19 protein-coding genes and 2 tRNA genes are annotated in these 14542 nt (G+C 31.9%); 20 read left to right on the top strand and 1 reads right to left on the bottom strand.

The features are described from left to right. The first annotated feature begins 53 nt into the window (after positions 1–53). From PF572_05915 to PF572_05845, 15 genes are all read left to right on the top strand, one after another. Entirely contained in the window at positions 54–299 is a 246-nt protein-coding gene (locus PF572_05915; protein ID MDA3840594.1) for a transposase, read from the top strand. Between the two features lie 602 nt (positions 300–901). Continuing rightward, positions 902–1441, top strand: coding sequence for a hypothetical protein (locus PF572_05910; protein ID MDA3840593.1), 540 nt, complete (start codon positions 902–904; stop codon positions 1439–1441). A 55-nt stretch (positions 1442–1496) separates the two neighbouring features. Further along, positions 1497–1886, top strand: coding sequence for a large-conductance mechanosensitive channel protein MscL (gene mscL, locus PF572_05905; protein MDA3840592.1), 390 nt, complete (start codon positions 1497–1499; stop codon positions 1884–1886). Between the two features lie 210 nt (positions 1887–2096). Continuing rightward, on the top strand, positions 2097–2420 hold the full coding sequence (locus PF572_05900; GenBank protein MDA3840591.1) for a hypothetical protein: 324 nt from the start codon (positions 2097–2099) through the stop codon (positions 2418–2420). Further along, positions 2421–3020 (top strand): HAD hydrolase-like protein, encoded by a 600-nt coding sequence (locus PF572_05895; GenBank protein ID MDA3840590.1) that lies wholly within the window; start codon positions 2421–2423, stop codon positions 3018–3020. After that, the gene (locus tag PF572_05890) at positions 3017–3355 is read left to right on the top strand and encodes a tRNA-binding protein (protein ID MDA3840589.1); all 339 of its coding nucleotides are present in this window, start codon (positions 3017–3019) and stop codon (positions 3353–3355) included. The genes PF572_05895 and PF572_05890 overlap by 4 nt, the downstream gene beginning before the upstream one ends. Positions 3356–3360: 5 nt before the next feature. Next, complete coding sequence (locus PF572_05885) at positions 3361–4356, top strand: hypothetical protein (GenBank protein MDA3840588.1); 996 nt, start codon at positions 3361–3363, stop codon at positions 4354–4356. Between the two features lie 170 nt (positions 4357–4526). Further along, a tRNA-Gly gene (locus PF572_05880) sits at positions 4527–4598 on the top strand. 199 nt (positions 4599–4797) lie between these two features. Beyond that, the gene (locus PF572_05875) at positions 4798–5514 is read left to right on the top strand and encodes an NYN domain-containing protein (GenBank protein MDA3840587.1); all 717 of its coding nucleotides are present in this window, start codon (positions 4798–4800) and stop codon (positions 5512–5514) included. Positions 5515–5781: 267 nt separating this feature from the next. Beyond that, complete coding sequence (gene infC / locus PF572_05870; GenBank protein MDA3840586.1) at positions 5782–6339, top strand: translation initiation factor IF-3; 558 nt, start codon at positions 5782–5784, stop codon at positions 6337–6339. Between the two features lie 51 nt (positions 6340–6390). Then, a complete protein-coding gene (gene rpmI / locus PF572_05865) occupies positions 6391–6585 on the top strand; it encodes a 50S ribosomal protein L35 (GenBank protein ID MDA3840585.1) in 195 nt (64 codons plus the stop codon). Positions 6586–6627: 42 nt separating this feature from the next. Next, on the top strand, positions 6628–6975 hold the full coding sequence (rplT, locus tag PF572_05860; GenBank protein MDA3840584.1) for a 50S ribosomal protein L20: 348 nt from the start codon (positions 6628–6630) through the stop codon (positions 6973–6975). Positions 6976–6986: 11 nt separating this feature from the next. Next, entirely contained in the window at positions 6987–7202 is a 216-nt protein-coding gene (gene secG, locus PF572_05855; protein MDA3840583.1) for a preprotein translocase subunit SecG, read from the top strand. Between the two features lie 67 nt (positions 7203–7269). Beyond that, a complete protein-coding gene (locus tag PF572_05850; protein ID MDA3840582.1) occupies positions 7270–9159 on the top strand; it encodes a peptide ABC transporter substrate-binding protein in 1890 nt (629 codons plus the stop codon). 79 nt (positions 9160–9238) lie between these two features. Then, positions 9239–11056: a ribonuclease J gene (locus PF572_05845; protein MDA3840581.1), complete on the top strand. Its 1818-nt coding sequence runs from the start codon at positions 9239–9241 to the stop codon at positions 11054–11056. A 27-nt stretch (positions 11057–11083) separates the two neighbouring features. Here the strand turns inward: PF572_05845 and PF572_05840 are convergent, their stop codons facing one another. Next, positions 11084–11296, bottom strand: a complete 213-nt coding sequence (locus tag PF572_05840) for a hypothetical protein (GenBank protein MDA3840580.1) — start codon at positions 11294–11296, stop codon at positions 11084–11086. Between the two features lie 510 nt (positions 11297–11806). Between PF572_05840 and PF572_05835 the strand changes: the two genes are divergently transcribed. From PF572_05835 to PF572_05815, 5 genes are all read left to right on the top strand, one after another. After that, positions 11807–12919, top strand: coding sequence for a M23 family metallopeptidase (locus tag PF572_05835; GenBank protein MDA3840579.1), 1113 nt, complete (start codon positions 11807–11809; stop codon positions 12917–12919). 4 nt (positions 12920–12923) lie between these two features. Then, positions 12924–13181, top strand: coding sequence for a hypothetical protein (locus PF572_05830; protein ID MDA3840578.1), 258 nt, complete (start codon positions 12924–12926; stop codon positions 13179–13181). Between the two features lie 98 nt (positions 13182–13279). Next, positions 13280–13353: transfer RNA gene (locus tag PF572_05825), tRNA-Ala, on the top strand. Positions 13354–13612: 259 nt separating this feature from the next. Continuing rightward, the gene (gene tsaE / locus PF572_05820) at positions 13613–14053 is read left to right on the top strand and encodes a tRNA (adenosine(37)-N6)-threonylcarbamoyltransferase complex ATPase subunit type 1 TsaE (protein ID MDA3840577.1); all 441 of its coding nucleotides are present in this window, start codon (positions 13613–13615) and stop codon (positions 14051–14053) included. A gap of 13 nt (positions 14054–14066) precedes the next feature. Then, complete coding sequence (locus PF572_05815; GenBank protein MDA3840576.1) at positions 14067–14456, top strand: hypothetical protein; 390 nt, start codon at positions 14067–14069, stop codon at positions 14454–14456. Positions 14457–14542 lie beyond the last annotated feature (86 nt).

Below are 14542 nucleotides of genomic sequence, written 5' to 3'. Positions count from 1 at the left end.
AAAGAATAAAGGGGTCAGGTACCTTTTCTTATTAATTATGATATCATTCCAGTATGGTAAGAATAATACGAGCTGCCGAAGATGGGATGATATATCATGTAATAAATCGTGCCAACGGCAGAGAAAAAATATTTAACAAAGATAAAGATTTTTTGGCATTCGAAAAAATAATTTTTGAGGCTAAAGAAAAATTTCCCTCAATTAAAATATTATCATTTTGCATAATGCCCAATCATTGGCATTTTGCTCTCTCTCTCCTAAAAAAGGAGAAGATTTATCAAAATTTATGCGTTGGATGACGCATACCCATACTCAGAGATATCATACGTATTACAACACTATTGGACGTGGACACGTTTATTAAGGAAGATTTAAGTCATTTCCTGTTAGTAATGATGATTATTTTTTAAAACTATCTAGATATATTGAAAGAAATCCACTTAGAGCCAAACTAGTTAAAAGAGCCGAGGATTGGAGATGGTCTAGTTTGTGGATTAGAGAAAAAGGGAGCATTGAACAAAATAAATTATTATCAAAGTGGCCACTTCAGTATGATGAAAATTATTTAGAATGGGTTAACCAAAAACAGAAAAATGAAAACGAGGAATTGGAGAAAATTAGACTTTCAATACAGAGAGGCCGTCCTTTGGGGTTTGAAAATTGGGTAAAAAAAATATCAGAAAAACTAGGACTTAACTCCACCCTGAGATCAAGGGGGAGACCTAAAAAAGGTACCTGACCCCTTTATGAAATCTAGGAATTACCGACGAAAATTTAAATAAAATATTTGAAAATAAATAAAAATTAAATCACCCTAAAAAATTTCCGATGGTGATTAAGAAATCTTTAACTACGTTATCAAACAACGTTTATGATGTTACGGTTTTTTCTAAAAGGATTTATGAATCAAAATATCAAAAATATTACTTATATCTTTTTAATTGTTGGCACTCTTTTTTTGGTGTTTTTTATTTCTCTGAAAACACATAAGGAGAACCCCCCAGTCGAGGAAGTCGATAGCCTATTAGAATTTAGTATTAAAGACAATCCGGAGGAATATAAATATTGCCTGGAAAGTGGTGGAGAATGGACGAAATTTTCAAATTCTTGCGCAGACTTTTGTAGTCTTGGTGAATCATGTTTATTTAATATGGTTTATAGTTGTGATTGCGGTGAAGGTAGGTGTTGGAGCGTGGATGACTTGGAGTGCGCTGGTGTTATAGACAAAAAAGAGGAGACTTGTACCTCAAAAGATGATTGCCTTATTTTTTACAGTGATTGCGAAGATTGCAAAATAAAAGTTGTCAGCAAAGAAAATATTGATAAATATAAAAAAGAAAAAATTGAATATTGTACGAAAAACCCTCCTAAAATTCAGTGTGACTTTGTTTTCACGGGAGAATTGGAGTGTGAAAACAATCTTTGTGTAATTAAAGAGTAATACTATTTTAATTTATTTTTAATTATATTAATAAATAATATTTATATAAAAATTTATGTTTAAAGAATTTAAAGAGTTTGCTGTTAAGGGTAATGTTATTGATTTGGCAGTTGGTATTATAATTGGTGGAGCTTTTGGAAAAATTGTTAGCTCCTTTGTATCTGATATTGTCATGCCACCGATAGGTGTCATGCTGGGTGGTGTAGACTTTTCAAATTTAGCAATTACTTTAAAAAAAGCAGCTGGTGATGCTGAGGCAGTTACATTAAACTATGGAATGTTTATTAATTCTGTCATAGATTTTGTTATTATTGCATTCGCAATATTTATAGCTGTAAAACAAATCAATAAATTTAAAAAGAAAGAAGAAGAAAAAGAAAAAGTAGTTCCGACTCCTGAGGATATTGTCCTTTTGAGAGAAATAAGGGATTCTTTAAAAAAATAGTTTTGACACAAAAGGTAAGGTTTTATAGTTTAGAGCCTTATTTTTTTTGGCTATTTCCAAAAAACACCTAATATTATATAATTAATAAAGGATTTTTCATTAAATTTAAAAAGTAATGATAATTGGAATGGGTCTGGTTCCCATCTTTTAAATTTTGTTAACGTACTAATGAACGTACGTACGCGCGTACGTACGTAGACTAGAAATATTATGAAAAAACTAGAATTTGCAGCGCCACTACCAGACTTAATTTTAAAAGGAGAAAAAACCAATACTTGGAGGATAAATGATAAAAGAGGCATTTCAGAAAATGATGAGCTTTCTTTGTGTTATGTGAATGGAAATAAATTCGCTAGAGCAAGAGTTTTGTCTACCAACATAACAACTTCTGGAGAGTTAAATGAAAGTGACAAAAAGGGGCATGAAGTGTTTAAGAATAAAAAAGAAATTTATGAAACATATTCTAAATATTATAATATCGGAATATCCTCAGAAACTGAAGTAAAGATAATAAAATTAAAAATTGTAAAATAAATGAAAGCAATATTATTTGATTTTGATGGTGTTATACATGATACTTTTGAATTTCATAGAAAAAAAGTAAAAGACTTCTCTGGAATTAGTCTTTCGAAAGAAGATTACAGGGATATGCATAAAAAAAATTTCTACCTTAATACTCCAGAGGAATTCAAAAATGTAAATTGGAAGGGGTACGGTGAATTTATCTGTAACGATATTTCCCTTTTAAAAATAAAAAAAGAAACTAGGGAAGCTATTTTGAAACTAGGTGAAAAAAGTATATTATTTGTAGTCACCTCGGGGGAGGAAAAGAATGTTTCAGATTATCTAGGAAATAATGGAATAATAAATAATTTTGAAGAAGTGCTTGGGAGGAAAGCATCTAAATCTAAAGTTGATAAATTCAAATATATTTTTGAAAAATATAAATTAGAAACTAGTGATTGTATTTTTATTACTGACACTCTCGGAGATATTATGGAGGCTAATGAGATTGGTCTAAAAACCATTGCGGTTGATTTTGGTTTTCATTGTCGAGAAACTCTGGAAGAGGGTAAACCTTATAAAATAATATCATCATTCGGGGAGATAGTAAGCATAATTGAAAAAATATGAAAGAAATAACATGGAATGAGTTTGATAGAGTTGAATTGTGTGTCGGCACAATTATTGAGGTTAATGATTTCCCTGAAGCCAGAAAACCAGCTTATAAAATAACAGTTGATTTTGGTGAAGAAATTGGGATAAAAAAATCTAGTGCTCAAATAACGGAATTATATACAAAGGATGAGTTGGCAGGGAAACAAATAATTGGAGTTGTAAATTTCCCTCCAAAACAAATAGGCCCCTTTATTTCTGAATTTTTAATAACAGGCTTTGTTCAAGATGGAGGAGAGGTTGTATTGGCTGTTCCTGATAAAAAATTAGTAAACGGTAAAAAATTAATGTAGAAAAAATGAAACCCGAATTGCCATATTCACTACAAATGTTAAAAGAAGCTTGTAAAAAATATAAATACGATTTTAAAATCGTTGATCGTGTTGGAAATAATCTAGCGGAAATTTCTAATTCTAAAAAATCATTTTATTCAAGCAATCAGCGTCCTGGAACTTTTCCTCTTAATTTTTCGTTTTCCTCCGGTATTACAAAAGATAAAACATGGACGACAAAGATTTTAAAAGAAAAGGGCTTTCGGACTATCAAGGGCGAGCATTTTTTTCTCAATGACAAGCATATTGATTATAGAAAAAATGGAAGAGAAATATGTGATGCTCTAAATTATGCTCAAGATAAATATCCGGTGTTTGTTAAGCCAAACGATTCAAGCTCCGGCTTGTTAGCCGAGATAATACATAAAGAAGGAGAATTATTAAAGCATCTTTCTAAAATTGAAAAAATATCTGAAATTGGGATTATTCAAGAGGTCAAAAACCTGGATGAATATAGAATCTTTGCTGTTGATGGTAGAGTACAATTTATGTATCAAAGAAAGTCGGCATGTTTGCGCGGTGATGGGAAGAAAAGGGTAGACGAGTTGTTGGTTGAGCTAAATCAAAAAATAACTAAAAAGAAAAATAAAATACTCGAAACAGATATTTTCTTTAGGGGTGTTTTGAGTAAAAATGGTTTTAATCTTGAATCTATTCTCCCCAAGAATAGAAAAATTAACATATCATCAAAAGCAAACCTGTCTGCAGGAGGTGAGATTAAAAATTATAAGAAAGTTGTACCAACGCAAATTAACAAATGGGTTTCCGGGTTGATGAAAGTTTTTTCATTGAAAGTTTGCGGAATTGATATTTTTGTTGATGGTGATTCTGATTTTCCTGATAATTTTATAGTAATAGAAGTAAATCCAAATCCAGGACTTTCTGGGATATATAGAGAGGGTTATAAAGATGATACAATGGAAATATGGAGAATTGTTTTGGAAAAATATTTCAAAAATTAGCCCTTGTCAAAAAAATAAGTATGATTTATAATAATCTTAGCTAAGAAACACTTCTTAACTTTTTATTTTACAGGTATTTACATTGTCTTATGGTAGGCTTTCTGTCATATTATTGCAAACAAGGTTAAACAGGAGCATCAGCGGGCCTGCCCGCCGAAGCTTCAGCGTAGGCGGGTATGGTATAGTGGCTATTACATCACCTTGCCAAGGTGGAAAGACGGGTCCGATTCCCGTTACCCGCTCATAACGAGAAGAGCAGTCCCGAAAGGGGCTGTTTTTATTGGGTAAAAATGAAAAGTTTGACTACCGTCCATTTATGGTTATTTTAAATTATTGACTTTTTACAAAAACAATGTATAATATAATCATACTACTTCTGTTGCTTCGGTGGCAGAACGCGGGACTGCTTCGGCAGTCCTTGCTTTTTATCTAAAAACTTTCATGACTGAAATAAAAAATGCCTGTGTTTATATAGATGGATTTAATTTGTTTTATGGATCTCTAAAAGGAGGCAAACATAAATGGTTAGACTTGGAAAAATTATGTAAATTTTATTATCCAAAATATAATATTACTAAAATCAATTATTTTACAGCACTAGTAAAAGAAAGAAGAGATGACAAAGAAAGTCCTATCAATCAACAAATATATCTTAGAGCCTTGCAAACATTGCCAAGTTTTAGAAAAACACTAGGATCCTTTCAGGAAAATATCGTAAGAAGACCCCTAGTTTCTAAAAACAAAAAAGGCATAAGGCAAAAAGTATTAATTTCATTTTTTGATTTATATGATAAGTTAATGCCTTTAGCCGACGATGATAATTATCCAAAACCTCAATATGTTTTAATTAAAAAAACGGAAGAGAAGGGTTCTGATGTTAATTTAGGAATAAGCTTAGTAAATGATGCTCATAAAGATTTATTTGACGTTGCTATTGTGATATCAAATGATTCTGATTTATCTGGAGCTTTAAGGATTGTGAAGAATGAGCTAGGAAAAACGGTTGAAATTTTAAATCCATATCCAAAAACTAACAAAAAATTACAAAAGGCTTCTTCTAATATAAAATATATATTCTCAAAAGTGCTGCCAAAATTACAATTTCCAGACGAATTAACTGATAAGATTGGAAAATTTCATAAACCAAAAAGCTGGTAATTAATCTTTTAAATAAATTTGCTTTACTTCATTTAATAGCCTAGCCCTAAAATAGGTTTGACTACCATCTACTTTGGAGCTCAGATATAATAAAATTCTCAACAATTGTTGGGAGTTTTATTATATGATCTGATTTTTTAGTAGAATTCATTGTCTATTGATTTATTGAAAAGTTTATTGTAATATAAGATAACAAATAAATAATCTCATCAATTTATTATAATAAATTACAAAAGAGAATTTATTGAAAAATAATACTTTTAACTTATGCGAAGATCCTGGAAGAAGGCGAAACCGAAAATAGAAAAGCATTTTTATACAAACGACCAGATTAGATCTGAGACGGTTTTTTTGATTGGAGAAGAAGGGGAGCAGATTGGTGAAATTAACACTCTAAAGGCCATTGCGATTGCCAAAGAGCTTGAACAGGACCTAGTGGAGGTAAATCCAAGAGCAGTCCCACCTATAGCCAAAATCATGGATTATGGCCAATTTAAGTACGAATCAGAGAAAAAGGCTCACAAACAGAGAATGCAACAGAAAAAGGTCGATACTAAAGAGGTTAGGCTATCTGTAAGAATATCTAAGCATGATTTTGAGTTTAGACTGGCTCAAGCTAAAAAATTCCTTGAAAAAGGGAATAAGCTTAAAATTGTCTTAATATTAAAGGGTAGAGAGAAAGCTCATCCAGACAAGGCGGTGGAGACAATCAAGAATTTTGTTGCCGAGCTCGATGCAGTTAAAGAGTTTGAGCTACTGAGAGAGCAGGACTTGACAAAACAAGGAGGAAGGTTTAATATACTATTGGTAAATAAAAAAAATTAATATAGAAGAACAGGTTCTATTTTAGCCTGCTTTTTGTTTTAGATAAAGGATATGCCAAAAATGAAGACACACAAAGCCACTGCAAAGCGCTTTAAAGTTACAAAAACAGAGAAAGTCAAGCAAAGAAAAGCTGGACAGGCTCATTTTAATGCACGTGAATCAGGTACAACAAAGAGGAATAAAAGAAGAGACATTGATTCAAGCCCAAGTTTTATAAAAACAATCAGAACTTTAATTCAAAAATAATTACGCTAAATTCTGTTTAAAGAGATTTAGATTTTAAAATATATGCCAAGAGTAAAAAGAGGACCAAACCATGTAAAAAAAAGAAATAAGCTCCTAGCTAAAACTAAGGGTTATAAGTGGGGAAGAAAGAATAAAATCAAGCAAGCTAAAGAAGCTGTTCTTCATGCCGGATCTCATGCATTCATGGATAGAAGAAAGAAAAAAAGAGTAAACAGAAGTCTTTGGCAGATTAAGATTAATGCTTTTGTGAGAGAGCACGCTCTTAGTTATTCTAGATTTATTGACGCGCTAAAGAAAAACAACATCGAAGTCGATAGAAAAATCATGGCCGACTTGTCACAAAACAACAAAGAGATAATGGCAGCGATTGTGACTGAAGTTAAAAAATAGTATAATTTGATATGAAATTATTTCAATATTCGCAAATCATCGTTTCCGTTTTACTAATAACAGTAATACTTCTTCAAAATAGAGGAGGAGGAGTATCTGGTTTATTTGGTGGAGGTGGGGGAAACAACTTTAGTACAAAAAGAGGTTTAGATAAAACTCTTTTTAAAGCAACAATTGTTCTTGCATTTTTATTCTTTACCATTTCTGTTGCAAGTCTTCTATTTTAATCTATTTACTCAATAATCAACAATATTGCTAAAGAGAATTGGTTTTTTAAATTTTATGTTGAGATATTTGAAGAATATAATAACAACTTTCAAAAAAAAGTATTTAACCAAAAAGCACAAAGGGAATACTCCTGGTGCCAATTTTGATTTTAATAAAAAACTTGTTTATTCTCTTTCTAAATCAAAGATCCCAACTCTAAAACAGTTCAAATACATTGGTAAATACTTGAACAAAAAAGAAGCACTCGCAATAAAAATAAGTACATTTCTTATTTTTACTAGTATATCTTTTGTAGCGGTTTCTTTTTATATGACACATTTAGAAATAACACCAGTTAGTGGTGGCGAATATACAGAGGGATTAATTGGTGCGCCTAAACATATCAATCCTCTTTATTCGAGTATAAATGATGTTGATAACGATATTTCTTCTTTGATTTTTTCCTCACTCTATCAAAGGGACAGCAAAGGAGGGTTAAAAGAAGATCTGCTTGATGACATTAATTTATCAGAAGACGAAAAAGAATATACAATAAAAATTAAGCCCAACGTTCTTTGGCATGATGGCGAAGAATTGAGCGCAGATGATCTGATATTTACTATAAACACAATAGTTGATTCAAAATATCAATCACCTCTTAGATCAAGCTTGTCGGGGATATCGGTAAGTAAGGTTGATAAGTTAACAATCAAAATAAGCCTCTCTCAGCCATACGCTGCTTTTAAGGATTTGCTTACATTTGGGATAATGCCAGCACATCTTTGGGAACAGTTAAGCCCAGAATCCTTTCTTCTCGTTAATTTGAATTTAAAACCAATCGGTTCAGGTCCATATAAAGTTAAGGGCTTCTTTAATGACTCTTCACTTGGTAAGATTAGCTCAATGGAACTGGAAATTAACGATAAATACTACGGTTCTTTACCGTATATAGAGAAAATCGTTTTTAAATTTTTCCCGAATTTCGAAGAACTAATTGTAGCCTTAAACGGAAATCTTGTTGATGGAATCGCCTATTTACCAAAAGAATTTAAAGAACAGGTTGCAGCTCAAAATTCACTAAACTTTTATAAATTGAATTTAGCTCAGATAATGAGTCTAAATTTTAATTCTAAAGAAAATCCATTTCTAGAAAAAAAGAACACACGGCAAGCGCTTGCCTTTGCCATCGATAGAGAACAAATTGTAGCCGATGTTTTTTCTGATAATGCTAGATTGGCCGAGTCTCCAATTCTGGCAGATAGCTTTGCTTATAAGGGTGATATTAAAAAGTATAACTATGACAAGAATGAGGCTTTAAATCTTCTCGAGAAAGACGGATGGTCACTAGCCACAGTAACTGCCGAAGACTTGATAGGTGACGAGGATGAGGAAGAAAAAAATGAAATCAAAGTAGGAGAAGGCTTTTGGATGACAAGAGAAAATGATGATGATGAAATAGAATATTTTATTGTTAATATTTCTACTATTAATTCGATAGATAATATAAAAATTGCTGAAGCTATAAAAAAATATTGGGAAGAAATAGGCGTTAAAACAATTGTTAATGAATATAGCTCAAAAGAAATTAATGGAGAGATTATTCGAAACAGAGACTATGACGCTCTATTATACACCCAATCTCTAAGTTTTGATCCTGATGTTTATTCATTTTGGCATTCTAGCCAGGCAGTTACGGGGGGAAATAATATTTCCAATTATTTTAATGGCGAAGTAGACAGACTATTGTCTGAAGCACGAGTTATAAGCGATGAAGGTAGTCGACAAAAAATGTATTATGAGTTTCAAGATATTCTAGTTGAAGAAGTTCCAACTATTTTTATAAGCTCACCTATATACACATATATTCAAAAAAAAGATATAAAAAACTTTAATGTTACTAGTATCTCAAATCCTAGTGACAGATTTTCAAATATTTCAGACTGGTATATAAATACTGGTAAAAAAATTATTTGGTAAAAATTAATTAAGAACTCATAAAAATACTTATTTATTTTGATATTCTTATATTAGAACAATTAAGTCAAGAAAAAACATTATGTACACAAAATATAAATCAAAAACAAACACAACCCCAATTAAAAAAAATACAGGGGATGTGCAAAGAAAAACAGTAGAGAAGAAAAATCCTAACGCTGTTATGCAAAAAACAAAATTTGTTTCCACGGGTGGAGACAAGGATAAATTAAAGATTATCGTTTTAGGTGGTCTTGAACAGGTTGGTATAAACATGACTCTTCTAGAATATAACAAGGAAATAATTACAATCGATATGGGATTGATGTTCCCTGATGAAGATATGCCTGGAATAGATTATATTATTCCTAATACTACTTATCTTGAAGATAAAAAAGAACAAATCAAAGGATCAATTATTACTCATGGCCACATGGATCACATTGGAGCTATCCCTCATTTGATGGAAAAATTAGGTAACCCACCAATGTTTATGGGTAAATTAACAGCAGGTCTTGTTCGTAAAAGAATGGAAAGATACAGAGGAGTACCTAAAACAAATATTTCTGAAATTACTGATGAATCAGTAGTGCAACTTGGAAAGAATTTTAGAGTAGAATTTTTAAGAGTAAATCATTCTATTCCAGATAGTTTTGCGATTATCATTCATACTCCAGTTGGAACTATAGTTCACACGGGTGATTTCAAAATTGACTACACTCCAGTAAATGACAAACCAGCTGACCTAAATAGGATAGCTTTAATTGGACAAAGTGGAGTTAAACTTCTCATGTCGGATTCGACAGACTCAAGAAGCCCAGGCTATCAAATGTCAGAGTCTGCGATTGGAGATGAGATGAGTAGGATTATAGACAAAGTTGAAGGAAGATTAATTATTGGAACCTTTGCTTCTCAGCTTAGTCGTATTCAGAAGATATTTGACTTAGCCGCAAAACACAACAGAAGAATATTCCTTGAAGGCAGAACCATGAATGACAATGTTGAAATTGCTCATGGAATTGGATATTTAAAATTTGATAGTAAAGTATTATTAGATGAAGCCGGGTTTAAAAAGACTCCTGATGATAAAGTAATAATTCTTGGCACAGGCGCTCAGGGTGAAACAAATGCTTTTTTAAGTAGAGTAGTTAGTGGAGAGCATAAATCTATTAGACTAAAAAAAGGTGATACTGTTATTTTTTCATCATCAATTATTCCGGGGAATGAGAGAAGTATTCAAAACTTAATGGACAAAATAGTTAGACAAGGATCAAAAATTATTAATTATAGAATGATGGATGTTCATGCTGGTGGTCACGCCAAACAAGAAGATTTGAAATTAATGATGAGACTTTTAAAGCCAGAATATTTCATGCCTATTGAAGGTAGTCATTATATGCTATCAGCCCATGCTGAGCTAGCTTCTCAAGTCGGAATACCAGAAGAAAAAATATTTGTAGCTGACAATGGTCAGGTTATTGAATTCGAGAAAAAAGGAGCAGCCTCAGCTATTGGAAAGAAAACAAATGTTAAAGTTCCGACAGACTATGTGATGGTTGACGGTTTAGGAGTGGGTGATATATCCAATATTGTTCTAAGAGACAGAAAAGTAATGTCAGAAGATGGAATGATAGTAGTAATCACTACAATAGATTCAAAAACAGGAGATCCTATTGGAAATCCTGATATTATTTCGAGAGGCTTTGTTTATATGAAAGAGAATAGAGAGCTAATTGAAAAAACAAGAATGAAAGTAAAGAAAATGATCAAGGATCATGACCCTAGAACTCCAGCTGATGATGAACATGTTAAAAATAAGATTAGAAACGAGATTGGTCAGTTTCTCTTTGGTCAAACAAAAAGAAGACCAATGGTTTTACCTGTTATTATCAAGGTTTAAAAAAAATCAGGCGAAAGCCTGATTTTTTTAATATGATAATTCTTCTTTAGCAAATTCCCATCGTTGCATTAACTGATCAACAATAAATTTTTCATTGTCATTGTCAGTTATTTTCCCTTTCTCATGAAAATAGACAATTGTTTCATCTATGAGCATTCGAAAAGAATCTCTATCATAAGCACCTTGCTCAGACATTTTTTTCTTAACCAATTCATAGATTTCATCTATTACTTCTTCCATAAATTTATTTGTTATTCATACTTGAATCATATAGTCAAGTTCAAATAAAGTCAACATTAAATTTTAAAAAACTTATTTTTAAAATACTAGTAAGCTTTAATTAGCTTGTTTATTGACCGAATTGTCCCGAAATGATAAAATTACAGGTGCTTAATTGAATAGAAAAATAATATTTCATATAAAAAATACAATTCATCCTTTAGAAGCAGGAGGGGAAAAAGAACGAAAATAAACCCCATCCTTAGCAAATTTAAAGAGCTTGTAATCTTCTTAATGGCAAGTATACTTCTTGTATTTCTTAAAATTCTCATTATTTTTAAGAATATTTTTCTTTTAAAAGTCATTAAGTTTAGTTCGAAACTTTTTAATACAATAGTTAAACTATTTTTCAGTAAAATAATAGTTCGTTCCTACTCTTTTTATTTGTCTTTTACTAATAAAATTGGTTGGAATAAGATAAGGGGAAACTTTTTAAACTTCATTTTTGGACAAAAGTTAGTACATATAGTTGTGATTTTTATAACAATATCTTTTGTCTTTACTAATTTGGCTCAAGGAACAAAAGCGGGAGAATTGAATGGAGGAAACAAAAAACCAATTATAGCTCACATCGTCAGTAGTGAATTTGGCGAAATTGAACAAGACATATATTTTGAAAGTGCTCTTAGTGCCGAAGAATTAAGTCTTGGTTTAACTCAAAGTTACCTTGGTGAAGAAGGGTCCCTAAGTAATAATTTAAAAATCGATCAAGAAGTTGTCGATGAAGATAAGTTTGCTATTTCTCCCCTCCTTGATCAAACAGAAGAAAATATTTTAAATTCACCTCAGGTTGCAATTAAAACTCAAGCCGTGAAGAGAAAAGATGCTGTCTCATATGTTGTTGAATCAGGGGATACCATTAGCACAATAGCTCAAAAATTTGGAATTTCAGTTAATACTATTCTTTGGGAGAATGATTTAAATTCACATGGCCTTATTAGACCAGGAGATGAGTTGTCTATTCTTCCGGAAACAGGTTTAACTCATAAAGTCAAGAGTGGGGATACTCTTGGTGCCATAGCTAGCTTAAATGATATTGAAATTGAAGACATTCTAGAGTCCAACAACATGACTCTAAGTTCAAAATTGTCTATTGGTCAAAAACTACTTATTCCAGGTGGATCTAAAATTGTAAGCGTGGCTTCCGTGAAAAAAGCAACACAATCTTATACGGGTATTCAGGCAATAAAAAACATTGTAAAACCAGCCCCTCAAAAAACCGTTGCAAATAAAATGGCTTGGCCAACAGTTGGCAACAGAATAACTCAATATTATTCTTGGCGTCACAAGGGTCTAGATATTGCCAATAAAACAGGGACACCATTATTTGCGGCCGATACAGGGAACATTAAATTTGTTGGTTGGAGCAATGGTTATGGAAACAATATTATTGTAGATCATGGTGGTGGTAAAAAGACTAGATATGCTCATATGTCCAAATTCTATGTAAGCAAAGGAGACGATGTTACAAAAGGAGAAGCGATTGGAGAAATGGGCTCGACTGGATGGTCAACCGGACCACACATCCATTTTGAGATAACAATTGATGGTGTAAAATATAATCCACTAAATTATATAAGATAATTATATGATGTTTATTTTGGGAGTAATTTTGTTAATTGTAGGAGCTTTGATTGTAATAAAATCAGAAACCATGCTAGAGGCTTTCGGCAGAGTTGATTTTTTTGAGAGAAATCTATCTACTTCCGGTGGGTCAAGACTGGGTTATAAACTTTTAGGAATAATAGTAGCTATTTTGGGTATGATGGCCATAAGCGGTCTTCTAGGAGGCTTTATGGAGTGGATTACCACCCCTTTAACAAAGTATAACAACTCTGGAAGATAGATTTTTCTAGGGCTAAGCTCTTGTAATTTTTAAAAAATGTGTTAATATATCTAAAGAATTGATTTATTGCTACGGCAATATTTTTATTTTTGGAAAATGGGCCCTTAGCTCAGCTGGCTAGAGCACCTGCCTTGCACGTAGGGGGTCAAGGGTTCGAATCCCTTAGGGTCCACATAATAAAATACACCAGATTTATCTGGTGTATTTTATTATGTGGAAGTTTAAATGTGAAAACCCTTATGTGTGATAAATTAAAGGACATCTGAGAGTGTTGCTTCTAGGTAATAATGTATGGAAATATTTTTACATTTACGATTGAGTTGTTGGGGCTCACCCCTTCGAATCCCTTAGGGTCCACAAACTAAAAAGCTTCAGATATCTGAAGCCTTTTTTAATTTGCCTTTTTATTGAAAAAATAATAGTATAAGACTATGAAAAAAATAATAACTAAAACAGAAAAAGAAACTTTTGAATTTGCTAAGAACTACTCAAAAGAGTTGAAAGGCGGAGATATTGTTGGTCTTATTGGCAACCTAGGAGCTGGTAAAACAGTTTTTAGCAAAGGAATTGCCGCAGGGCTTGGCATAAAGGAAGAGCTTACAAGCCCAACATTTGTATATATGAAAATATACGAAGTTCAAAATCACTCAAGTATAAAGAAATTATGTCATATTGATGCTTATAGAATAAAAGATGACCATGCGCTTGTTAATATTGGCGCTTTGGAATATTTTAATAATAAAGAGGTTTTGACGATGATTGAATGGGCAGACAGGGTTAATAACCCATTGTTAAAAGATGCAACCAATATCACTTTTGAAATAATCAGTGAAAAAAGATATATTTATTTAAATAAAAAAACCATCAAATGATTGTTTAAATAATATGAATGAACAAATACAAAACAATATAATTAACGAAGATGAAAATGTTTTTAGCAAAAATCTAGAAGGAGTGGCAGATGATGATCTTGATACAATTGCCCATATTTTCGGCCTAAAATTCGAGATGCCAGAAGAAGAAGACAATCCAGTCCTGCACAAGAGGATAGTTGATGTATGCAAAAGCTATGCGGACGCGGAACACTATCAATGCGAATCCCCAAGGATAAAAATAAATGAAAGACTCGCAATCATAAATAACGAAAACAGAAGGTCAATTCATAATAAATTGTGTATTATGATGTTAGGTAAAAGTTGGCAAGAATTAGATAAAACTGAAAAAGATAGAATAAGCAATTTTGTGCACTCGACCATGTTACAGTTGACACTATGAAGCTTTCATATGAAGAAAAGATATAGAAAAATGTGGGAAATAGATATTGGGGTTAAAATGTCTGAAAAATATGATAATATTGATAG

This window comes from Patescibacteria group bacterium (assembly GCA_027858235.1).
Taxonomy (GTDB): domain Bacteria; phylum Patescibacteriota; class Patescibacteriia; order Patescibacteriales; family BM507; genus BM507.
Note: the sequence above shows the minus strand (reverse complement) of the source record. Positions and strands in the feature narration are given on the sequence as shown.

Bases quoted from the DNA above. Each gene is read 5' to 3' on its own strand.
- PF572_05915 (MDA3840594.1), top strand. From the start codon at position 54: ATGGTAAGAATAATACGAGCTGCCGAAGATGGGATGATATATCATGTA.
- PF572_05910 (MDA3840593.1), top strand. From the start codon at position 902: ATGAATCAAAATATCAAAAATATTACTTATATCTTTTTAATTGTTGGC.
- mscL (MDA3840592.1), top strand. From the start codon at position 1,497: ATGTTTAAAGAATTTAAAGAGTTTGCTGTTAAGGGTAATGTTATTGAT.
- PF572_05900 (MDA3840591.1), top strand. From the start codon at position 2,097: ATGAAAAAACTAGAATTTGCAGCGCCACTACCAGACTTAATTTTAAAA.
- PF572_05895 (MDA3840590.1), top strand. From the start codon at position 2,421: ATGAAAGCAATATTATTTGATTTTGATGGTGTTATACATGATACTTTT.
- PF572_05890 (MDA3840589.1), top strand. From the start codon at position 3,017: ATGAAAGAAATAACATGGAATGAGTTTGATAGAGTTGAATTGTGTGTC.
- PF572_05885 (MDA3840588.1), top strand. From the start codon at position 3,361: ATGAAACCCGAATTGCCATATTCACTACAAATGTTAAAAGAAGCTTGT.
- PF572_05875 (MDA3840587.1), top strand. From the start codon at position 4,798: ATGACTGAAATAAAAAATGCCTGTGTTTATATAGATGGATTTAATTTG.
- infC (MDA3840586.1), top strand. From the start codon at position 5,782: ATGCGAAGATCCTGGAAGAAGGCGAAACCGAAAATAGAAAAGCATTTT.
- rpmI (MDA3840585.1), top strand. From the start codon at position 6,391: ATGCCAAAAATGAAGACACACAAAGCCACTGCAAAGCGCTTTAAAGTT.
- rplT (MDA3840584.1), top strand. From the start codon at position 6,628: ATGCCAAGAGTAAAAAGAGGACCAAACCATGTAAAAAAAAGAAATAAG.
- secG (MDA3840583.1), top strand. From the start codon at position 6,987: ATGAAATTATTTCAATATTCGCAAATCATCGTTTCCGTTTTACTAATA.
- PF572_05845 (MDA3840581.1), top strand. From the start codon at position 9,239: ATGTACACAAAATATAAATCAAAAACAAACACAACCCCAATTAAAAAA.
- PF572_05840 (MDA3840580.1), bottom strand. From the start codon at position 11,296: ATGGAAGAAGTAATAGATGAAATCTATGAATTGGTTAAGAAAAAAATG.
- PF572_05830 (MDA3840578.1), top strand. From the start codon at position 12,924: ATGATGTTTATTTTGGGAGTAATTTTGTTAATTGTAGGAGCTTTGATT.
- tsaE (MDA3840577.1), top strand. From the start codon at position 13,613: ATGAAAAAAATAATAACTAAAACAGAAAAAGAAACTTTTGAATTTGCT.
- PF572_05815 (MDA3840576.1), top strand. From the start codon at position 14,067: ATGAATGAACAAATACAAAACAATATAATTAACGAAGATGAAAATGTT.